We start from the raw sequence: 15,143 nt of genomic DNA on the forward strand, positions 1-15,143 counted from the left end.
CACGATGCCTGCGAACCACAGCTACGCGGAGCTGCTCCGCGCGAACCACTACCTGCAGAAGGCGGCGGACTCCTTCTTCTTCCAGTGCACGACGCGCACGGTGCAGGAGTCCAAGCTCTTCCCGGTCAACCCGTACATCTCCCTGTCGTACCTGCAGGCGTGGTACCGCTGGCCGGAGCTGCTGCGCAAGATCGACGCGGCCATGCCGGCCGAGGAGATCGGCGACCGCGCCCGCCAGGTCGGGACCTACGTGAACACGATCACGATGGGCCTCATCCCGCAGTTCTACCTCGGCGGCCGCCAGATCCTCATGGACATGGGGATGATCAAGCCGACGGACGCGATCGACGACGTGCTCTTCGTCCTCGACTTCGGCCAGCGCATCAACATGTCGCTGCACCGCAACTCGGCGCACATCATCCCGAGCGACGCCGGCCACCGGAACCAGGTCCACAGCGCGCGTCAGACGAAGGCGTTCGAGGACGCGGCGCTCGGCGTTACGCCCGGGGACGAGCTGCACACCGCGTTCAACCGGTTCATGGCGAGCCTCTCGGCGTACGGCTTCCTCAGCCACTGCGAGTGCCGCCTGTCGTTCAACAACCACGGGCCGTACAAGATCGGCGACGACCGCGAGATGCTCGTGCGCGACGCGCTCGACCTCGCCGAGTGCGACTACCCGTGGATGGACGGCGTCGCCGCCAACATCGGCGTCAACAACATCACGGCCAGCGTGATCATGAAGGACACGCACTTCAACATGGTCGACGACTGGGCGAGCTTCGAGGCGACCCCGAGCTACGACGCGAACAACATGGTCGCCGTCGGGCTCTACACGTCCGACCACCTGTCCGAGGGCTACATCCCGCTCCACATGGACAACGCGGGCACGCTGACGGAGTTCCTCACCACGCTCACCGACGAGCTCGAGGACGCGACGGCGAAGATGTGGAAGTCGATGGCGGGCTGGTCGCGCGAGCAGATGATCGAGGCCGGCCTACTGGTCTACGCCGACGTCATCAAGGACCTCGCGCACTTCGCCGGCGTCTACGAGCAGGACGACTGGTTCAAGGTCGAGGACCGCGTGCGGCGCTTCTACCCGCTCATGAACGACGAGTACGGCGGCGCGCTCATCGCGGAGATCGTCGGCCTCGTGTCGATGACGACGCAGCACCGGTCGCCGTACCGGATGGCGCGCTACTCGGACGCGCGCAACGAGATGTGGACGCCGATCCCGTACTCGATCCTCGAGGACGACGAGTGGACGTCCAGCGTCGGCCCCATCCGCGGCGGCGGCACGTCGCTGCCGGAGAAGACCGGCAAGTGGACGACGACCCGCGGGAAGCTGACGCTCGAGGAGAACAACCGCCTGGCCAAGGAGTTCCGGCCGCGGGCCCACGAGCTGCGCCACTACGACGACGACACGTACGAGAAGTTCCACCCCGAGGACAGCAAGGTCTCCGACCTCGCCGACGCCGCCCGCGGCGCGGAGTTCGCGACGACCTAGCCGCCGGATCGCGCGCGCTCGAGCAGGTCGCCGAGCGCGCGCACGATCCCTTCGCGCAGGACGTCGAGGTCCGGGTTGGCCTCGGCGTCCGCCGCGAGCCCGATGCTCAGGTTGCCGACGTAGGACTCGACCGCGATGTTCAGCGTCAGGCGGTTGCCGATCGGCACCATCGGGTTGAGCTCGAGCATCCGGGCGCCGAGCAGGAAGAGCTCGTGCCGCGGGCCGGGCACGTTCGTGACCGTGAGGTTCATGAACGAGCTCTGCTCGATCGACGCCCGGCCGGCGGCCGCCATGAGCGCCGCGGGGGCGAAGTCGACGGCCTGCGTCATCAGGTGCACGCCGAGCGCCTGACGGCCCTCCTTGAGCTCCTTCGTCGAGGCGTGGATGCGCTTGAGCCGCTCGACGCCGTCGGCCTCGCAGATCGGCAGCGGCGCGACGAAGCCGGTGACCTGGTTGCCGGTGGCGTCGGCCTTCGCGGCGTCGGTGCGCAGCGAGACCGGGATCATCACCTGCAGCATGAGCTCGTCCACGTTCTCGCCGCGGCTGGCGAGCAGGTCGCGCAGGCCGCCCGCGATGACGGCGAGCATGACGTCGTTGACGGTCGAGCCGGGGACGAGCGCGCGGATCTCCTTCGCGTCGGCGAGCGTCGACGGGATCCAGTCGAAGCGCCGCCGCGGGCCGACGGGGCGGTTGAGCGACGTCTCCGGCGGCGAGGGGATCTTGCCGACGGCGTCGAGCGCCTCCGTCAGCTCGCCGAGCGGCTCGGGCGGCGTGGCCTCGGGCGCCGTGCGGCCGAGCATCGTGCCCCAGAAGGTCGCGACCTGCTCGCCCCACTTCGCGCCCATGAGCGTCCACGGGTCGGGCGGCGGCGCCGGGCGCCACGGCGGCGCCTCGATGTCCTCGTGATCGGGCGAATCGTCGAAGAGCAGGTCCATCACGTCGACGGTCGACGCGCCGTCGAACGGGGCGTGGTGGATCTTCTGGATCATCCCGACGCGGCCGTCCTGCAGGCCGTTGACGAACGTGATCTCCCACAGCGGCCGGTTGTGGTCGAGCGTGCCCTCGTGCACCTTCGAGAACGTCTGCTTGAGCTGCTCCTCGCTGCCGGGCGGGTCGAGGGTGATGAGCTTGACGTGGTTCGCGATGTCGAACGCGGGGTCGTCGATGAGCACCGGGTGCGCGAAGCCGCCGGGTACCTCGAGCACCTTGCGGCGGTAGCGGGGGACGAGGTGCAGCCGCGTTTCAAGCGCGCGGCGGACGTCGTCGAGCCGGAACTGCCCCTGCTCGTCGTGCAGCGGTCCGCCGTCGAACACGCAGATGTTGCCCATGTTCATGGGCGTCGCGTCGGAGTCCCAGTAGAGGAACTGCGCGTCGAAGGCCGAGAGCGTGTCGAACGTCACCATCGCCTGCTCGCCGGGAACGCTAAGCCGCCGGTGACGCCGGGTCGGCCGACGGGGGCTCGAGGGTCTGGAGCTTCTCCAACCGCGCCTCGTCGCGCAGCTGCCGGCGCAGCGCCTTGCCGCTCATCGTCTTGGGGATCTCGGGGACGAGCACGACCTCGCGCGGCGCCTTGTAGACCGCGAGCAGCGCGCGGCAATGGGCGATGAGCTCCTCCGGCGTGGCCGCCGCGCCGTCCCTGAGCGCGACGTAGGCGCGCACGCTCTCGCCGCGGTAGTCGTCGGGGACGCCGACGACGCACGACTCCAAGACGGCGGGGTGCTGGTAGAGGACGTCCTCGACGTCGCGCGGCCAGACCTTGTAGCCGGACACGTTGATCATGTCCTTGATCCGGTCGACGAGGAAGAACCAGCCGTCCTCGGTGCGCTTGCCGACGTCGCCCGTGTGCAGCCAGCCGTCGGTGAGGGCCTGCGCCGTCTCCTCGGGGCGCTGCCAGTAGCCCGGCGTGACCTGCGGACCCTTCGTGACGATCTCGCCGATCTCGCCGGGCGCGAGGTCGGCGCCGTCCTCGACGCCGATGACCTTCGCGATCGTGCCGGGCGTGGGGACGCCGACGCTGAGCGCGCCGCTGTCGGGGTCGACCGGCGCGCGGGCGGCCATCGGGACGAGGTGGCTCGGCGCGGTCGTCTCCGTGAGGCCGTACGTGTTGTGCAGGTAGACGCCGGTCTTCTCCTCCCAGCGTTCGACGACGCTCGGGTAGACCGGCGCGCCGCCGGAGGCGACCTTCGTCAGCGTCGCGAGGTCGCGGGTGGCGAAGTCCGGGTGCTCGAGCATCGCGATGAACGCGGTGAGCGGGCCGATGATGAACGTGCCGCGCCAGCGCTCGATGAGGCGCAGGACCTCGCCGGCCTCGAAGCGGAACAGGAGGATGAGCGGCGTGCCGCTGCGCCGGGCCGTCGCGAGGTGGCAGACGAGGCCTGTGATGTGGAACAGCGGCGCCATCGCGACCGTGACGTCGCCGGGGCCGAGGCCGTACCAGCGCGTCATCACCTCGGCGTTCTGGACGACGGCGCGGTGCGTGTTGATCGCGCCCTTCGGCATGCCGGTCGTGCCGGACGTGTACGTGATGAACGCCGGGTCGCCGGGGTCGGGCGTCGCGGGCTCGACCCGTTCGCCCTCGTGGCGGTCGAGCAGGTCGGTGAAGCGCAGCGCTCCGGGGCAGTCGATGCGCTCGTGCGTTGCCAGCGCCCGCGGGATCTCGTCGAGGAAGTCGAGCTCGGACGCGGTGACGACGTGCTCGAGCGGCGTGTCGCCGCGCACGCCGGCGACGACGTCGTGCAGCGACTCGAGGCAGACCGCGATGCGCACGCCGGCGTCGGTGAAGTGATGCAGAAGCTCGCGCCGCTTGCTCATCGGGTTGACGGTCGTGACGACACCGCCGGCGAGCCACACGGCGTGGATCGCGATGACCATCTGCGGGACGTTCTGCAGGATCAGCGCGACCCGGTCTCCGGGCCGCAGGCCCAGGTCGTCGCGCAGCGCGGCCGCGAAGGCATGGGCGTGCGCGCCGAGGTCGCGATGCGAGATCGCGGTGTCGAAGTAGAGGACGGCCGGGTCGTCCGGCTGCTCCTTCGCACCGCGCTCGAACAGCTCGACGCCGCTGGCGCAGAGCGGCGTGACGTCGGGCGGGACGTGCTCGTCGTAGCTGGACAGCCACGGCCGATCGCGTCCCGCGCCGCTCATCTCTCGGCCACCAGCGTGCGGTAGACCGCCAGCAGCGCGTCCTTCTGCTCGGCGGAGAGGCGCGGATCCTCGCGGATCGCCGCCTCGGTGGCGCCGTGGCCCTCCGGCGGCGGGTCGCCGTCGTCGGAGAAGAGGCCGGCCTGCGTCAGCAGGCTCTCGACGCTGACGTCGAGCGCGGACGAGATCGAGCGCAGCACGCGGACCGACGGCTCATGCAGCCCGCGCTCGAGCTGGCTGAGGTACGCGTTCGACAGCTGCGTCATCGCCGCGAGCTCGCGCAGCGACAGGTTCGCGTGACGGCGCTGCGCCCGGATGAACTCGCCGAGGGCGTCGAGCTGAGGCTCCCAGGGGTTCGGCGTGGTCATCACGGGCGCGCGCAGCTTCCGGTCAGGCCTCGGCGCGGTCGGGCGTCGCGGCGGCGACGAGCTCCTCCGCGAAGGCGCGCTGGCTCGCGAGCAGCTTCTCGGCGAAGTCGAACGAGCCGGCGATGAGCTCGCCGGGCGAGGGCAGGTCGGCGAGCGGCGCCGGCGTCTCGGGCAGCTCGGGGGTGAAGCGAGCGGACTGCTCGGTCAGCGTGCGCACGGCATCGACGACCGCGGTCTGGCTCTGGCGGATGCCGTCGAGGACCTGGTTCTGCAGCTCGGCGTTGGTGGACATGATCTCTCTCCAGTCGATCGGGTGGGCGACGTTGCGTACTATATCAAGCACGCGATCGATGGAGTGATCGGCGCCAAGATCGCCGCGTTGAGCGCAACAGCGATGATTCCGACCGCTCCGGGGGTAGGGTCCGCGACATGTTGCAGCTGCAACGGGCGGCGATGCGGTCCATGGCACCCCGAGTGGGTGCGCTCGGCGCGCCGCGCGTCGGGCTGGTGCTCGGCGGCGGCGGGATCGTCGGGCAGGCCTACCACGGCGCCGTTCTCGCGGGGCTGCACGAGGCGACGGGCTGGGACCCGCGCGAGGCCGAGGTCGTCGTCGGCACGTCCGCCGGCGCGGCGAGCGGCGCCGAGCTGCGCGCCGGCCTCTCCGGCGGCGACATGGCCGCACGGCGGGAGGGCGCGCCGTTCAGCGACGAGGGCCGGCGGCTGCTGCAGGAGCTGGGTCCGCCGCCGCAGACGCCCGCGCACGACGTCGAGGTCGACCACGACCGGGCGCGCCGCGCGTTCCGCCGGCTGATCGCGAAGGCCGCGATGGCGCCCGGCAGCATCCGCCCCGGCGTCCTGACCTCGATCGCGATGTCGCCCGGCCGCCTCTCCGCGTCGTGGCTGACCCATCAGGTCCACTGGCTCCTCGGCGGCGACGCCTTCCCGAAGCAGCCGTTCTGGACCGTCGCGATCGACCTCGACCGCGGCAAGCGCGTCGTGTTCGGGCGCAAGGGCGCGCCCGAGGCGCCCGTCGGCCGCGCGGTCGAGGCGTCCTGCGCGATCCCCGGCGTGTTCGCGCCCGTCGAGATCGGCGACGGCGTGTACGTCGACGGCGGCGGCTGGTCGCCCTCGAACGTCGACGTCCTCGCCGGCCGCGGCCTCGACCTCGTCGTGGTCGTCTCGCCGATGACCGGCACGCCCGGCGCCGTCACCGACCACGCCGACTGGTTCATCCGCTCCGCCTGCCGCCGCATGCTCGTCCAGGAGGTCGCGAAGGTGCGCGCGACCGGCACCGCCGTCGCGGTCATCGAACCGAACGCCGGCGACCTCCGCACGATGGGCAAGCTCTCCGGCATCGACGTCCTCGACGAGGGCCGCTGCACGCCCGTCGTCGAGCGGGTCCGCGCGTCGACGATCGCGCGCGCGAAGAAGGGAGCGTGGCGAGAGCTCCGCTTCCTCGAAGACCCCCTCCGCGACGCGGCCTGAGGGCGGCGGGCGAAGAGGGACGACCGGCCTCCGGCCGAGGCCGGCGAAGACCTCCGGTCGGTGCGGCTCACGGGCCGCCGCGGGGTTCCTCGTCCTCGTTGCGGTGCGGCGGCGGCGCGCCGGTGCTCCAGGCCTTCGCCCATTCGGACTGCGACTTGACGAGGCGCTCGGCGGCCTCGCGGAGCGAGTCGACCATCTCGCGGCCGGCGGCGGCGAGGTCCTGCTGGCTCGTGCCGCCCTCTCCGCGGTTGGCGACGGCGAGCCAGCCCTGCCACATCTCGCGCTGCGCGTCCGTCCACTGGCGGACGAGCGCCTCGGTGTCGGCCGAGGGACGCCCGCGGACCGCGCCGAGCAGCATCTCGGACTGCGCGTCGACGGCCTTGTACGCCGCGTGGCGCCACGCCTCGATGGTGCGCTTCTGCATGTCCTCGACCGCGCCGCTCTCGAGCCCGTGCCCGGGCGTGTGCGGCCCTCCGCCGAGGATCGTGTCCCACCACTGACGCTGGGTCTCGAGCCAGCGATCCACGCCCGCTTGCGTCTGGGCGATCCAGTCGGTCATCTCGTACGGCCCTCCCGTCTCGACGAGCCGAGCGTAGCTCCGCGATGACGGCCGTTCCACCCCTCCGGACCGCGCTTTGTGGAAGTCGAGCACCACCTCCGCGCCAGGCCTTGTCCGGGCCGACCGCACCCGGGAGCGTCGCACCCGTGCCCTACGACGGGAGAGCCACGTGAGCGGCGGGAACCTCGCGGGCCTGCTCGACGGACCGGCTCGCTGGTCGGCGGACGAGCCCGCGGTCCTGGTGGGCGACGAGGTCATCCGCACGTGGGCCGGCCTCGCCGATGCCGTCGCCCGGCGCGCGGCGTCGCTCGTCGAGTCGCTCGCGGTCACGCCCGGCGACGCGGTCGCGCTCTACGCCGACAACTGCCCCGAGTACATCGAGCTGCTGTACGGCATCTGGCACGCCGGCGCCGTCGCGGTGCCGATCTCGAGCCGCCTGCACCCGCGCGAGACGAGCGACCTGATCGTCGCCTCCCACGCGAAGGCCTGCTTCACGACCGGGACGCTCGGCGAGCAGCTCGACGCGCCGTGCCCGGTCATCGCGATGGACGAGCGGGGCTGGGAGCGCCACGAGCCGCGGCCGCCGGTGCCGCGCCTGCTCACGGACGACGCGTGGATCTTCTTCACCTCCGGCACCACCGGCCGGTCGAAGGGCGCGCGCCTCAGCCACGGCGCGCTGTTCGCGATGAGCGCCGCCTACTACGCCGACTCGGACTTCGTCGGCCCGCGCGACAGCATGATCCACACCGCCGCGCTGTCGCACGCGTCGGGCCTGATGGGGATCCCGTTCATCGCGCGCGGCGCGGCGCAGGTGCTGCCGGCCTCGGGCGGCTTCGACGCCGGCGAGCTCGTCGACCTCGTCAACGCGTCGCACCGCTCGACGTTCTTCGTCCCGCCCGTCCTCCTGCGCCGCCTCGCGGTCTCCGAGCACGTCGGCCGCCTCGACGTCGAGAAGCTCGGCCGGCTGCTCGTCGGCGCGGCGCCCGTGCTGCCCGACGACCTGCGCGCCGGCGTCGCCGCGTTCGGCCCGCGCGTGTGGAACGGCTACGGCCAGGGCGAGTCGCCGTGCACGATCACCGCGCACCAGCCCGACGCGATCGCCGCCGCGGTGGCCGAGGACGACGAGGACGCGCTCGCCTCGGTCGGCGTCGCGCGGTTCAGCTGCAGCGTGCGCGTCGTCGACGGTGCCGGCATCGCGTCCGCGCCCGGCGAGGTGGGTGAGGTGGTCGTCGCCGGACCCACGGTGATGAGCGGCTACCTCGACCTGCCCGAGGCGACCGCGGAGGCGCTGCGCGGCGGCTGGCTGCACACCGGTGACCTCGGCCGCTTCGACGAGCGCATGCGCCTGACGCTCGTCGACCGCGCGAAGGACATGATCATCACCGGCGGCTACAACGTCTACTCGCAGGAGGTCGAGCAGGTGCTCGTCTCCGCGCCCGGCATCGCCGAGGCCGCCGTCGTCGGCCTGCCCGACGACGAGTGGGGCGAGCGCGTCGCCGCGTTCGTCGTCGGCGAGCCCGGTGCGACCGTCGACACGGCCGCGCTCGACGCGCTCTGCCTCGAGCAGATCGCGCGCCACAAGCGGCCGAAGGAGTACCACGTCGTCGACGTCCTGCCGCGCAACACGGTCGGCAAGGTGCTCAAGCGCGACCTGCGCGCGAGCGTCACCGGCGCGGACGCGCGATGACGCACGTCGAGCTGCTCGACGAGACCCTGCGCGACGGCCAGCAGGCGCTGTGGGGCATGCGCATGCAGGCCGGCATGGCGCTGCCGGTCGCCGACACGATCGACCGCACCGGCTACAAGGTCGTCGACTTCGCGGGCAGCTCGATGATGGAGGTGCTCGTCAAGTACCAGCGCGAGGATCCGTGGGAGGGGCTCGACCTCATCCGGCGCAGGATCCACCGCACCCCACTGCGCGGCGGCATGCGCGCGAACGCGTGCATCTCGTTCGGCGTCTCGCCGCCCGCGCTCATGGACCTGTGGATGCGCCGGCTCAACGCGCACGGCGTCCGCTCGTACTGGATCTACGACGTCCTCTACGGCATCGAGAACTTCGCGCGGCTGGCGAAGGTCGCCAAGGAGGAGGGCTCGGAGGTCGTCGGCACCGTCTTCTACACCGAGTCGCCGGTCCACACCGACGAGTACCTCGCCGGCAAGGCGGCGGCGCTCGCGGCGATCCCCGAGATCGACGGGATCCTCTTCTACGACACCGCCGGCGTGCTGCACACCGACCGCATCCGGACGCTCGTCCCGAAGATCGTCGAGGCGGCCGCGCCCAAGTACGTCGAGATCCACGCGAACAACCTCATGGGCACGTCGGGCCTGACGTACGTCGAGGCGGTCCGCCACGGCATCACCGTCCTGCACACGTCGACGCGCGCGATGGCGAACGGGCCGTCCGTGCCGTCGGTGCAGAGCGTCGCGCGCAACCTCGAGCTCATGGGCTGCACGCACTCGGTCGACCTCTCGCTGCTGCCCGAGGTCGACGAGCACTTCCGCGCCGTCGGCAAGGCGGCGGGCTACCTCGTCGACCAGGTCTCCGAGTACGACCTCTTCAACGTCACCCACCAGGTGCCGGGCGGCATGGTCGGCACGCTGAAGGCGCAGCTCGAGCAGCACGGCATGACCCACCGGCTCGACGAGGTCCTGGAGGAGACGGGCACCGTCCGGCGCGAGCTCGGCTGGCCGGTGATGGCGACGCCGCTCTCGCAGCTCGTCGGCACGCAGGCGGTGCTGAACGTCGTCACGGGCAAGCGCTACGAGCTCGTTCCCGACCAGGTCGTCGCGTACGCGGCCGGCCACTACGGCGAGCCGCCCGCGCCGATCGAGCCGGACGTCCTCGACCGGATCATGAGCGCCGAGAACGCCGAGCGGGTCGTCGCGAACCCGCCCGAGCAGCCGACGCTCGAGGACCTGCGCAAGCGCCACGGCACCCACGAAGGGGAGGACGATCTGCTGATCCTCAAGGCGCTCATCCCGGAGCCGGACATCGCCGCGATGCAGGCGAACGGGCCCGTGCGCCGCGACTACCCGCTGACGTCGCCGGAGGTCGATGAGCTCAAGCAGCTCATCGCCACCGTGCAGACGCCCTACGTCCGCGTGCAGACCGAGCAGTTCGGGATGGAGCTGCGGCGATGACGCCCGAGGAGCTGCTCACCACCACGCGCGCGGTGCGCAAGCGGTTGGACTTCGACCGGCCCGTCGAGCGCGAGGTCCTGACCGAGTGCGTCCGGCTCGCGCTGCAGGCGCCGTCGGGGTCGAACCGCTGGCCGGTCCAGTTCGTCATCGTCACCGACGGGGAGCGCCGCCACGCGCTGGGCGAGGCCTACCGCGACGCCTGGGCCGGCTACCAGGCGTCGGCCATGTACATCGGCAAGCTCGACAAGGGCGACGAGGACGCCAACGAGCAGCAGCAGCGCACCGCGCGCTCGGCCGAGCACCTCGCCGAGAACATCCACCGCGCGCCCGCGCTCGTCCTCGCGTGCGGCGCCGGCCGCGTGCCCGACGGCTCGCCATCGTTCCGCGCGATCAACTTCGCCGCCAGCGTCCACCCGGCGCTGTGGTCCTTCATGCTCGCGGCCCGCCTCCACGGCCTCGGGACGTGCTGGACCGGCGTCTCGCTGAACGACGAGCCGCGCACCGCGGAGATCGTCGGCGTCCCGCTCGACGAGGTGACGATCTGCGCGCTGACCCCGGTCGCGTACACGATCGGCACCGACTTCAAGCCCGCGTTGCGCCCGGAGCCCGACGACGTCATCCACTGGGAGGTCTGGTGAGCACCATGCCCGTCAACCGCGTCCACCGCCTGCGCCGCCGACCCGTCGGCGCGCTCAAGCCGGGCGACCTCGAGCTGTGCGAGGAGCCCGTCGGCGAGCTGCAGGAGGGTCAGGCGCTCGTCCGGACGCTGCTGCTGTCGCTCGACCCGACGAACCGCATCTGGATGAGCGACATCCGCGGCTACATGCCGCCGGTGCCCATCGACGACGTCATGCGCGGAATCGGCATCGGCGAGGTCGTCGCGTCGCGCACCGACGCGCTGCCCGAGGGCGCGCTCGTCAGCGGGTTCACCGGCTGGCAGGACTACGTCGTCGCCGACGCGTCGAGCGGCTTCACCGTGCTGCCCGACCCGCTGCCGGGGCCGGTCGAGGCGTTCCTCGGCGCCCTCGGCCACACCGGCATCACGGCGTGGCTCGGGATCGAGATGATCGGCAAGCCGAAGGAGGGCGAGACCGTCGTCGTCTCGGCCGCGGCGGGCGCCGTGGGCTCGGTCGCGGGACAGCTCGTCAAGGCGCGCGGCGCGCGGGCCGTCGGCATCGCCGGCGGGCCGGAGAAGTGCGCGCACGCGGTCGCGAAGCTCGGCTACGACGTCTGCGTCGACCACCGCGCGCCGGACTGGCGCGAGCAGCTCGACGCGGCGACGCCGGACGGGATCGACGTCGACTTCGAGAACGTCGGCGGGCCGATCATGGACCACATCCTGTACCGGCTGAACATCGGCGCGCGCGTCGCGCTGTGCGGGATGATCAGCGACTACAACGCGTTCGACGAGGGCGGCGCGTCGCAGGCGTTCGGGCTGACGAACGTCTCGCAGCTGATCATGCAGCGCGCGACGATCACCGGCTTCCTCGTCCTCGATCACGCCGACAAGTTCGGCGACGCGATCACCGAGCTGGCGACGCTCCTCGGGCAGGGCCGCCTGCACTACGACGAGACCGTGGTCGACGGGCTCGAGAACGCGCCCGACGCGCTCGCCCGCCTCTTCGACGGCCGCAACACCGGCAAGCTCCTCGTCCGCGTGGCGGAGCGGGCCGCAGGCAGCACCCACACCACCACCTCGGAGGCAGTCACGTCATGAGCACAGTCCAGCAGACCAAGCAGCACTGGCGCGTCGAGCGCCACCCGGACGGCGTCGAGGTCGCGTCGTACCGCAACGACCCGATGAACTACTTCTTCGCCGACGGAGCGGCGGAGTTCGCGGAGCTCGTCGAGTCGTGGGCCGACCCGGCCGTCCGCGCGGTCGTGCTGACCGGCGACGTGCCCGGCAAGTTCCTCACGCACTACAGCGTCGAGGAGCTCGTGTCCGTCGCGGAGGACCGCGAGGCGTTGCCGACCGTCTGCCCGACGCTGACCGACGGCTACCACGCGCTGCTCCAGCAGATGCGCGCACTGCCGAAGCCGGTCATCGTCGCGATGACGGGCGACACGATGGGCGGCGGGTTCGAGCTGTCGATGGCGGCCGACATCCGCATCGCCGAGGACGGGCCGTACCGCATCGGGCTGCTCGAGACGAAGCTCGGGATCATCCCCGGCGGCAGCGGCACGCAGCGCATCGCGCGGATGCTGGGACACGCGGCGGCGATCGACATCGTCATGCGCGGCCGCGTGTTCACGCCCAAGCAGGCGGAGGCGCGCGGGCTCGTCCACGAGGCGGTGCCGGACGCCAAGGCGCGCGCGCTGGAGATCGCGCACGAGCTGGCCGCGATGTCTCCGGTCGCGATCGCCCAGGCGAAGCGGTCCGTCTACCAGGGCGTCGACAAGCCGCTGGCGGAGGGGCTGAAGATCGAGACCGACGCGTTCCTGCAGACGATGGCGTCCGACGAGGGCCTCGAGCTCATGCGCCAGTACGTGGCGACGCCGCTCGAGGAGCGCAAGAACTGGGCGCAGCCGGAGCCGGATCGATGAGCACCGGCTTCCTCTGGGACGAGCGGTACGCCTGGCACGACACCGGCACCGGCTCGGGGTTCATGTCGGCCGGCGGCCTCGTCGAGCCCGAGATGCACGGCGAGAGCCCCGCGACGAAGCGGCGCTTCCGCAACCTGCTGGACGTCACCGGTCTGCTCGACAAGTGCGTCGAGCTGAAGCCGCGGCCGGCGACCGACGAGGAGATCCTGCGGCTGCACGCGCCCGACTACGTGCAGCGGATCAAGGACCTCAGCGCGGCGGGCGGCGGCGACGGCGGCGAGCTCGCCCCGTTCGGCGCCAACGGCTACGAGGTCGCGGCGCTCGCCGCGGGCGGTGCGATGACGGCGGCTGAGGCCGTGATGAACGGCACCGTGAACAACGGGTACGCGCTCGTGCGCCCGCCCGGCCACCACGCCGAGCGCGACCTCGGCCGCGGGTTCTGCATCTTCGGCAACACGGCGCTCGCCGCTCTGCACGCGCGCCACGCGCTCGGCGCCGAGCGCGTCGCGATCGTCGACTGGGACGTCCACCACGGCAACGGGACCGAGCACGCGTTCTACGAGGACGGCAGCGTGCTCGCCATCTCGCTGCATCAGGACAACCTGTACCCGACCGACTCCGGCCGCGTGACCGACACGGGGACGGGCGACGGAGCCGGTACGACGATCAACATCCCGCTGCCGCCCGGGTCGGGCAACGGCGCCTACGAGGCGGCGTTCGAGCGCGTCGTCGCGCCCGCGATCCAGCGCTTCAAGCCGGACATCGTGCTCGTCGCCTCCGGACTCGACGCGAGCATGTGCGACCCGTTCGCGATCATGATGGTCACGAGCTTCGGCTACGCCCACATGGCCCGGATCCTGCTCGACGTGACCGCCGAGGTCTGCGACGGCCGGCTGCTGGCGATCCACGAGGGCGGCTACTCCTCCGCGCACGTCCCGTTCTGCGGCGTCGCGGTGATGGAGGAGCTGCTCGGCATCCCCGAGTCCGACCGCGTCGAGGACCCCTTCACCGCCGTCTTCGCCGGAATGGCCTACCAGGACCTCCAGCCGCACCAGGACGAGGCGATCAAGCGCGCCGAGGAGGCGCTGTCGCTCGTCCCCGCCTGAGCGTCAGACGAGCCGCGCGAGGCGGAGGGCGACTCGGAGCTCGAGCTGCCTCTCCGCCACGCGGTGGCCGAGGAGCTCCTCGGCGCGGTGGACGCGGTAGGTGACCGTGTTCTCGTGGACGCCGAGGCGGCGGGCGGCGCGGACGAAGGAGGCGCCCTCCTCGAGGAAGACGCGCAGCGTGGAGGAGAGGCGGCGCGTGGCGTCGTCGTCCGCGGCGAGCGGGCCCAGCTCCGCGGAGACGAAGCGACGTGCCTCGTCGAGGTCGTGGGTCATGAGCGCGTCGAGGCCGACCTCGTCGAAGTGCGTGACCGCGCGGCCGCCCGCGAGGCCGGCGATGCGCATCGCCAGGTGCGCCTCGGCGTGCGACCGGCGGAACCCGTCGACGCCGTGGCCGCGCGTCCCGATGGCGACGTGAACGCCGCGGCGGGGCCGGTACGGCGCGCCGGCGTCGCCGTCGACGCCCGCCCAGCAGGCGAGCTGACGGCCGCGCGCGACGGAGAGCACGCCGACGGCGCCCAGCCGCTTCGCGACGGCGGCGGCGACGCGCTCGAGGTCGGCGAACAGCTCCTGCGCGTCGCCCGCCTCGTCGGACCACACGAGGAACGCGACGTGGTCGCGGTCGAGCGCGTACCCGAGCCGCAGCCCGACCTCGCCGGCGTCGACGGGCCCGCCGTCCAGCAGCGAGCGCACCGCCTCGGCGCGCAGCGCCTCGGCGCCGCGCAGCCACTGCTCGCGCTCGCGCATGTAGAAGTCGGTGAGCTGGCGCTCGATCGTCTCGACGTACGCGAACAGCCAGTCGTTGAAGTACTGCAGCGCCGACGCGAAGGTGTCGGGATCAAGCGACGCGGCGCGCAGCTGCTCGAGCCACCGCGCGGTCAGCGTCTTCTGGCCCATCCGGTACGCGCGCTGCAGCAGCTCGAACGGCAGCCCGAGCCGCACGTACGCCTTCGCGTACGACAGCGCCTCGCTCGGGACGACCGCGGACCGCGGGTCGGCGTCGTCGCGCAGCAGCGTGTTGATGAGCCCGAGGTTCGCGCGGCAGCTCTGCAGCGTCTGCACGTAGACGTCGTCGAACAGCTCGTCCAGGTGCTCGTGGATCGCGTCGGCGAGCAGCCGCGACAGCGCGTCGAGCTCGGCGCCCATCGAGGAGACGAGCGCGTCGATCTCCTCGCGTGCCACACGCGACGGCGCGACGGCTTGGGACAGCACGACGCCGACCGTACGCCTCTTGTGGTCCGGCCACAAGATCCCATCCGCACATGGGCTGGTCGGAACGACGACACGGAGGACCCCCGCAC

General features: G+C 72.0%; 14 protein-coding genes. 8 read left to right on the top strand and 6 right to left on the bottom strand.

Features of this window, described 5'->3' with window-relative positions; translation table 11 throughout:
- Positions 1-4: 4 nt before the first annotated feature.
- Positions 5-1,504 carry a hypothetical protein gene (locus tag AC1UE4_RS02210; RefSeq protein ID WP_482915587.1) on the top strand — a complete coding sequence of 500 codons (1,500 nt, stop codon included), beginning with the start codon at positions 5-7 and terminating at the stop codon, positions 1,502-1,504.
- On the opposite strand, the gene AC1UE4_RS02215 is transcribed toward AC1UE4_RS02210, so the two are convergent.
- The 4 genes from AC1UE4_RS02215 to AC1UE4_RS02230 are packed head-to-tail and all read right to left on the bottom strand — an operon-like array spanning position 1,501 to position 5,302.
- Complete coding sequence (locus tag AC1UE4_RS02215) at positions 1,501-2,904, bottom strand: wax ester/triacylglycerol synthase family O-acyltransferase (protein WP_482915588.1); 1,404 nt, start codon at positions 2,902-2,904, stop codon at positions 1,501-1,503. The two genes, AC1UE4_RS02210 and AC1UE4_RS02215, sit on opposite strands and share 4 nt — an antisense overlap.
- A 22-nt stretch (positions 2,905-2,926) precedes the next feature.
- Positions 2,927-4,645, bottom strand: coding sequence for a class I adenylate-forming enzyme family protein (locus AC1UE4_RS02220; protein ID WP_482915589.1), 1,719 nt, complete (start codon positions 4,643-4,645; stop codon positions 2,927-2,929).
- On the bottom strand, positions 4,642-5,010 hold the full coding sequence (locus AC1UE4_RS02225; RefSeq protein ID WP_482915590.1) for a helix-turn-helix domain-containing protein: 369 nt from the start codon (positions 5,008-5,010) through the stop codon (positions 4,642-4,644). Before AC1UE4_RS02225 ends, AC1UE4_RS02220 begins: the two co-directional genes overlap by 4 nt.
- A 22-nt stretch (positions 5,011-5,032) precedes the next feature.
- A complete protein-coding gene (locus tag AC1UE4_RS02230; protein WP_482915591.1) occupies positions 5,033-5,302 on the bottom strand; it encodes a hypothetical protein in 270 nt (89 codons plus the stop codon).
- Between the two features lie 137 nt (positions 5,303-5,439).
- Between AC1UE4_RS02230 and AC1UE4_RS02235 the strand changes: the two genes are divergently transcribed.
- Complete coding sequence (locus tag AC1UE4_RS02235) at positions 5,440-6,495, top strand: patatin-like phospholipase family protein (RefSeq protein ID WP_482915592.1); 1,056 nt, start codon at positions 5,440-5,442, stop codon at positions 6,493-6,495.
- Positions 6,496-6,562: 67 nt separating this feature from the next.
- Here the strand turns inward: AC1UE4_RS02235 and AC1UE4_RS02240 are convergent, their stop codons facing one another.
- Complete coding sequence (locus AC1UE4_RS02240) at positions 6,563-7,054, bottom strand: hypothetical protein (protein ID WP_482915593.1); 492 nt, start codon at positions 7,052-7,054, stop codon at positions 6,563-6,565.
- A gap of 169 nt (positions 7,055-7,223) precedes the next feature.
- On the opposite strand from AC1UE4_RS02240, the gene AC1UE4_RS02245 reads away from it, so the two are divergent.
- From AC1UE4_RS02245 to AC1UE4_RS02270, 6 genes are read left to right on the top strand one after another with little or no spacing between them, the layout of a single operon-like run.
- Entirely contained in the window at positions 7,224-8,741 is a 1,518-nt protein-coding gene (locus tag AC1UE4_RS02245; RefSeq protein WP_482915594.1) for a class I adenylate-forming enzyme family protein, read from the top strand.
- Positions 8,738-10,195: a pyruvate carboxylase gene (locus AC1UE4_RS02250; protein ID WP_482915595.1), complete on the top strand. Its 1,458-nt coding sequence runs from the start codon at positions 8,738-8,740 to the stop codon at positions 10,193-10,195. Before AC1UE4_RS02245 ends, AC1UE4_RS02250 begins: the two co-directional genes overlap by 4 nt.
- Positions 10,192-10,833, top strand: coding sequence for a nitroreductase family protein (locus tag AC1UE4_RS02255; RefSeq protein WP_482915596.1), 642 nt, complete (start codon positions 10,192-10,194; stop codon positions 10,831-10,833). Before AC1UE4_RS02250 ends, AC1UE4_RS02255 begins: the two co-directional genes overlap by 4 nt.
- 5 nt (positions 10,834-10,838) lie before the next feature.
- Entirely contained in the window at positions 10,839-11,912 is a 1,074-nt protein-coding gene (locus AC1UE4_RS02260; protein ID WP_482918188.1) for an NADP-dependent oxidoreductase, read from the top strand.
- Entirely contained in the window at positions 11,909-12,739 is an 831-nt protein-coding gene (locus AC1UE4_RS02265; RefSeq protein ID WP_482915597.1) for an enoyl-CoA hydratase/isomerase family protein, read from the top strand. The genes AC1UE4_RS02260 and AC1UE4_RS02265 overlap by 4 nt, the downstream gene beginning before the upstream one ends.
- Positions 12,736-13,845, top strand: coding sequence for a class II histone deacetylase (locus AC1UE4_RS02270; RefSeq protein WP_482915598.1), 1,110 nt, complete (start codon positions 12,736-12,738; stop codon positions 13,843-13,845). Before AC1UE4_RS02265 ends, AC1UE4_RS02270 begins: the two co-directional genes overlap by 4 nt.
- A gap of 3 nt (positions 13,846-13,848) precedes the next feature.
- Here the strand turns inward: AC1UE4_RS02270 and AC1UE4_RS02275 are convergent, their stop codons facing one another.
- Entirely contained in the window at positions 13,849-15,054 is a 1,206-nt protein-coding gene (locus AC1UE4_RS02275) for a PucR family transcriptional regulator (protein WP_482915599.1), read from the bottom strand.
- Between the last annotated feature and the right edge of the window lie 89 nt (positions 15,055-15,143).

This window comes from Parviterribacter kavangonensis (genome assembly GCF_056863335.1).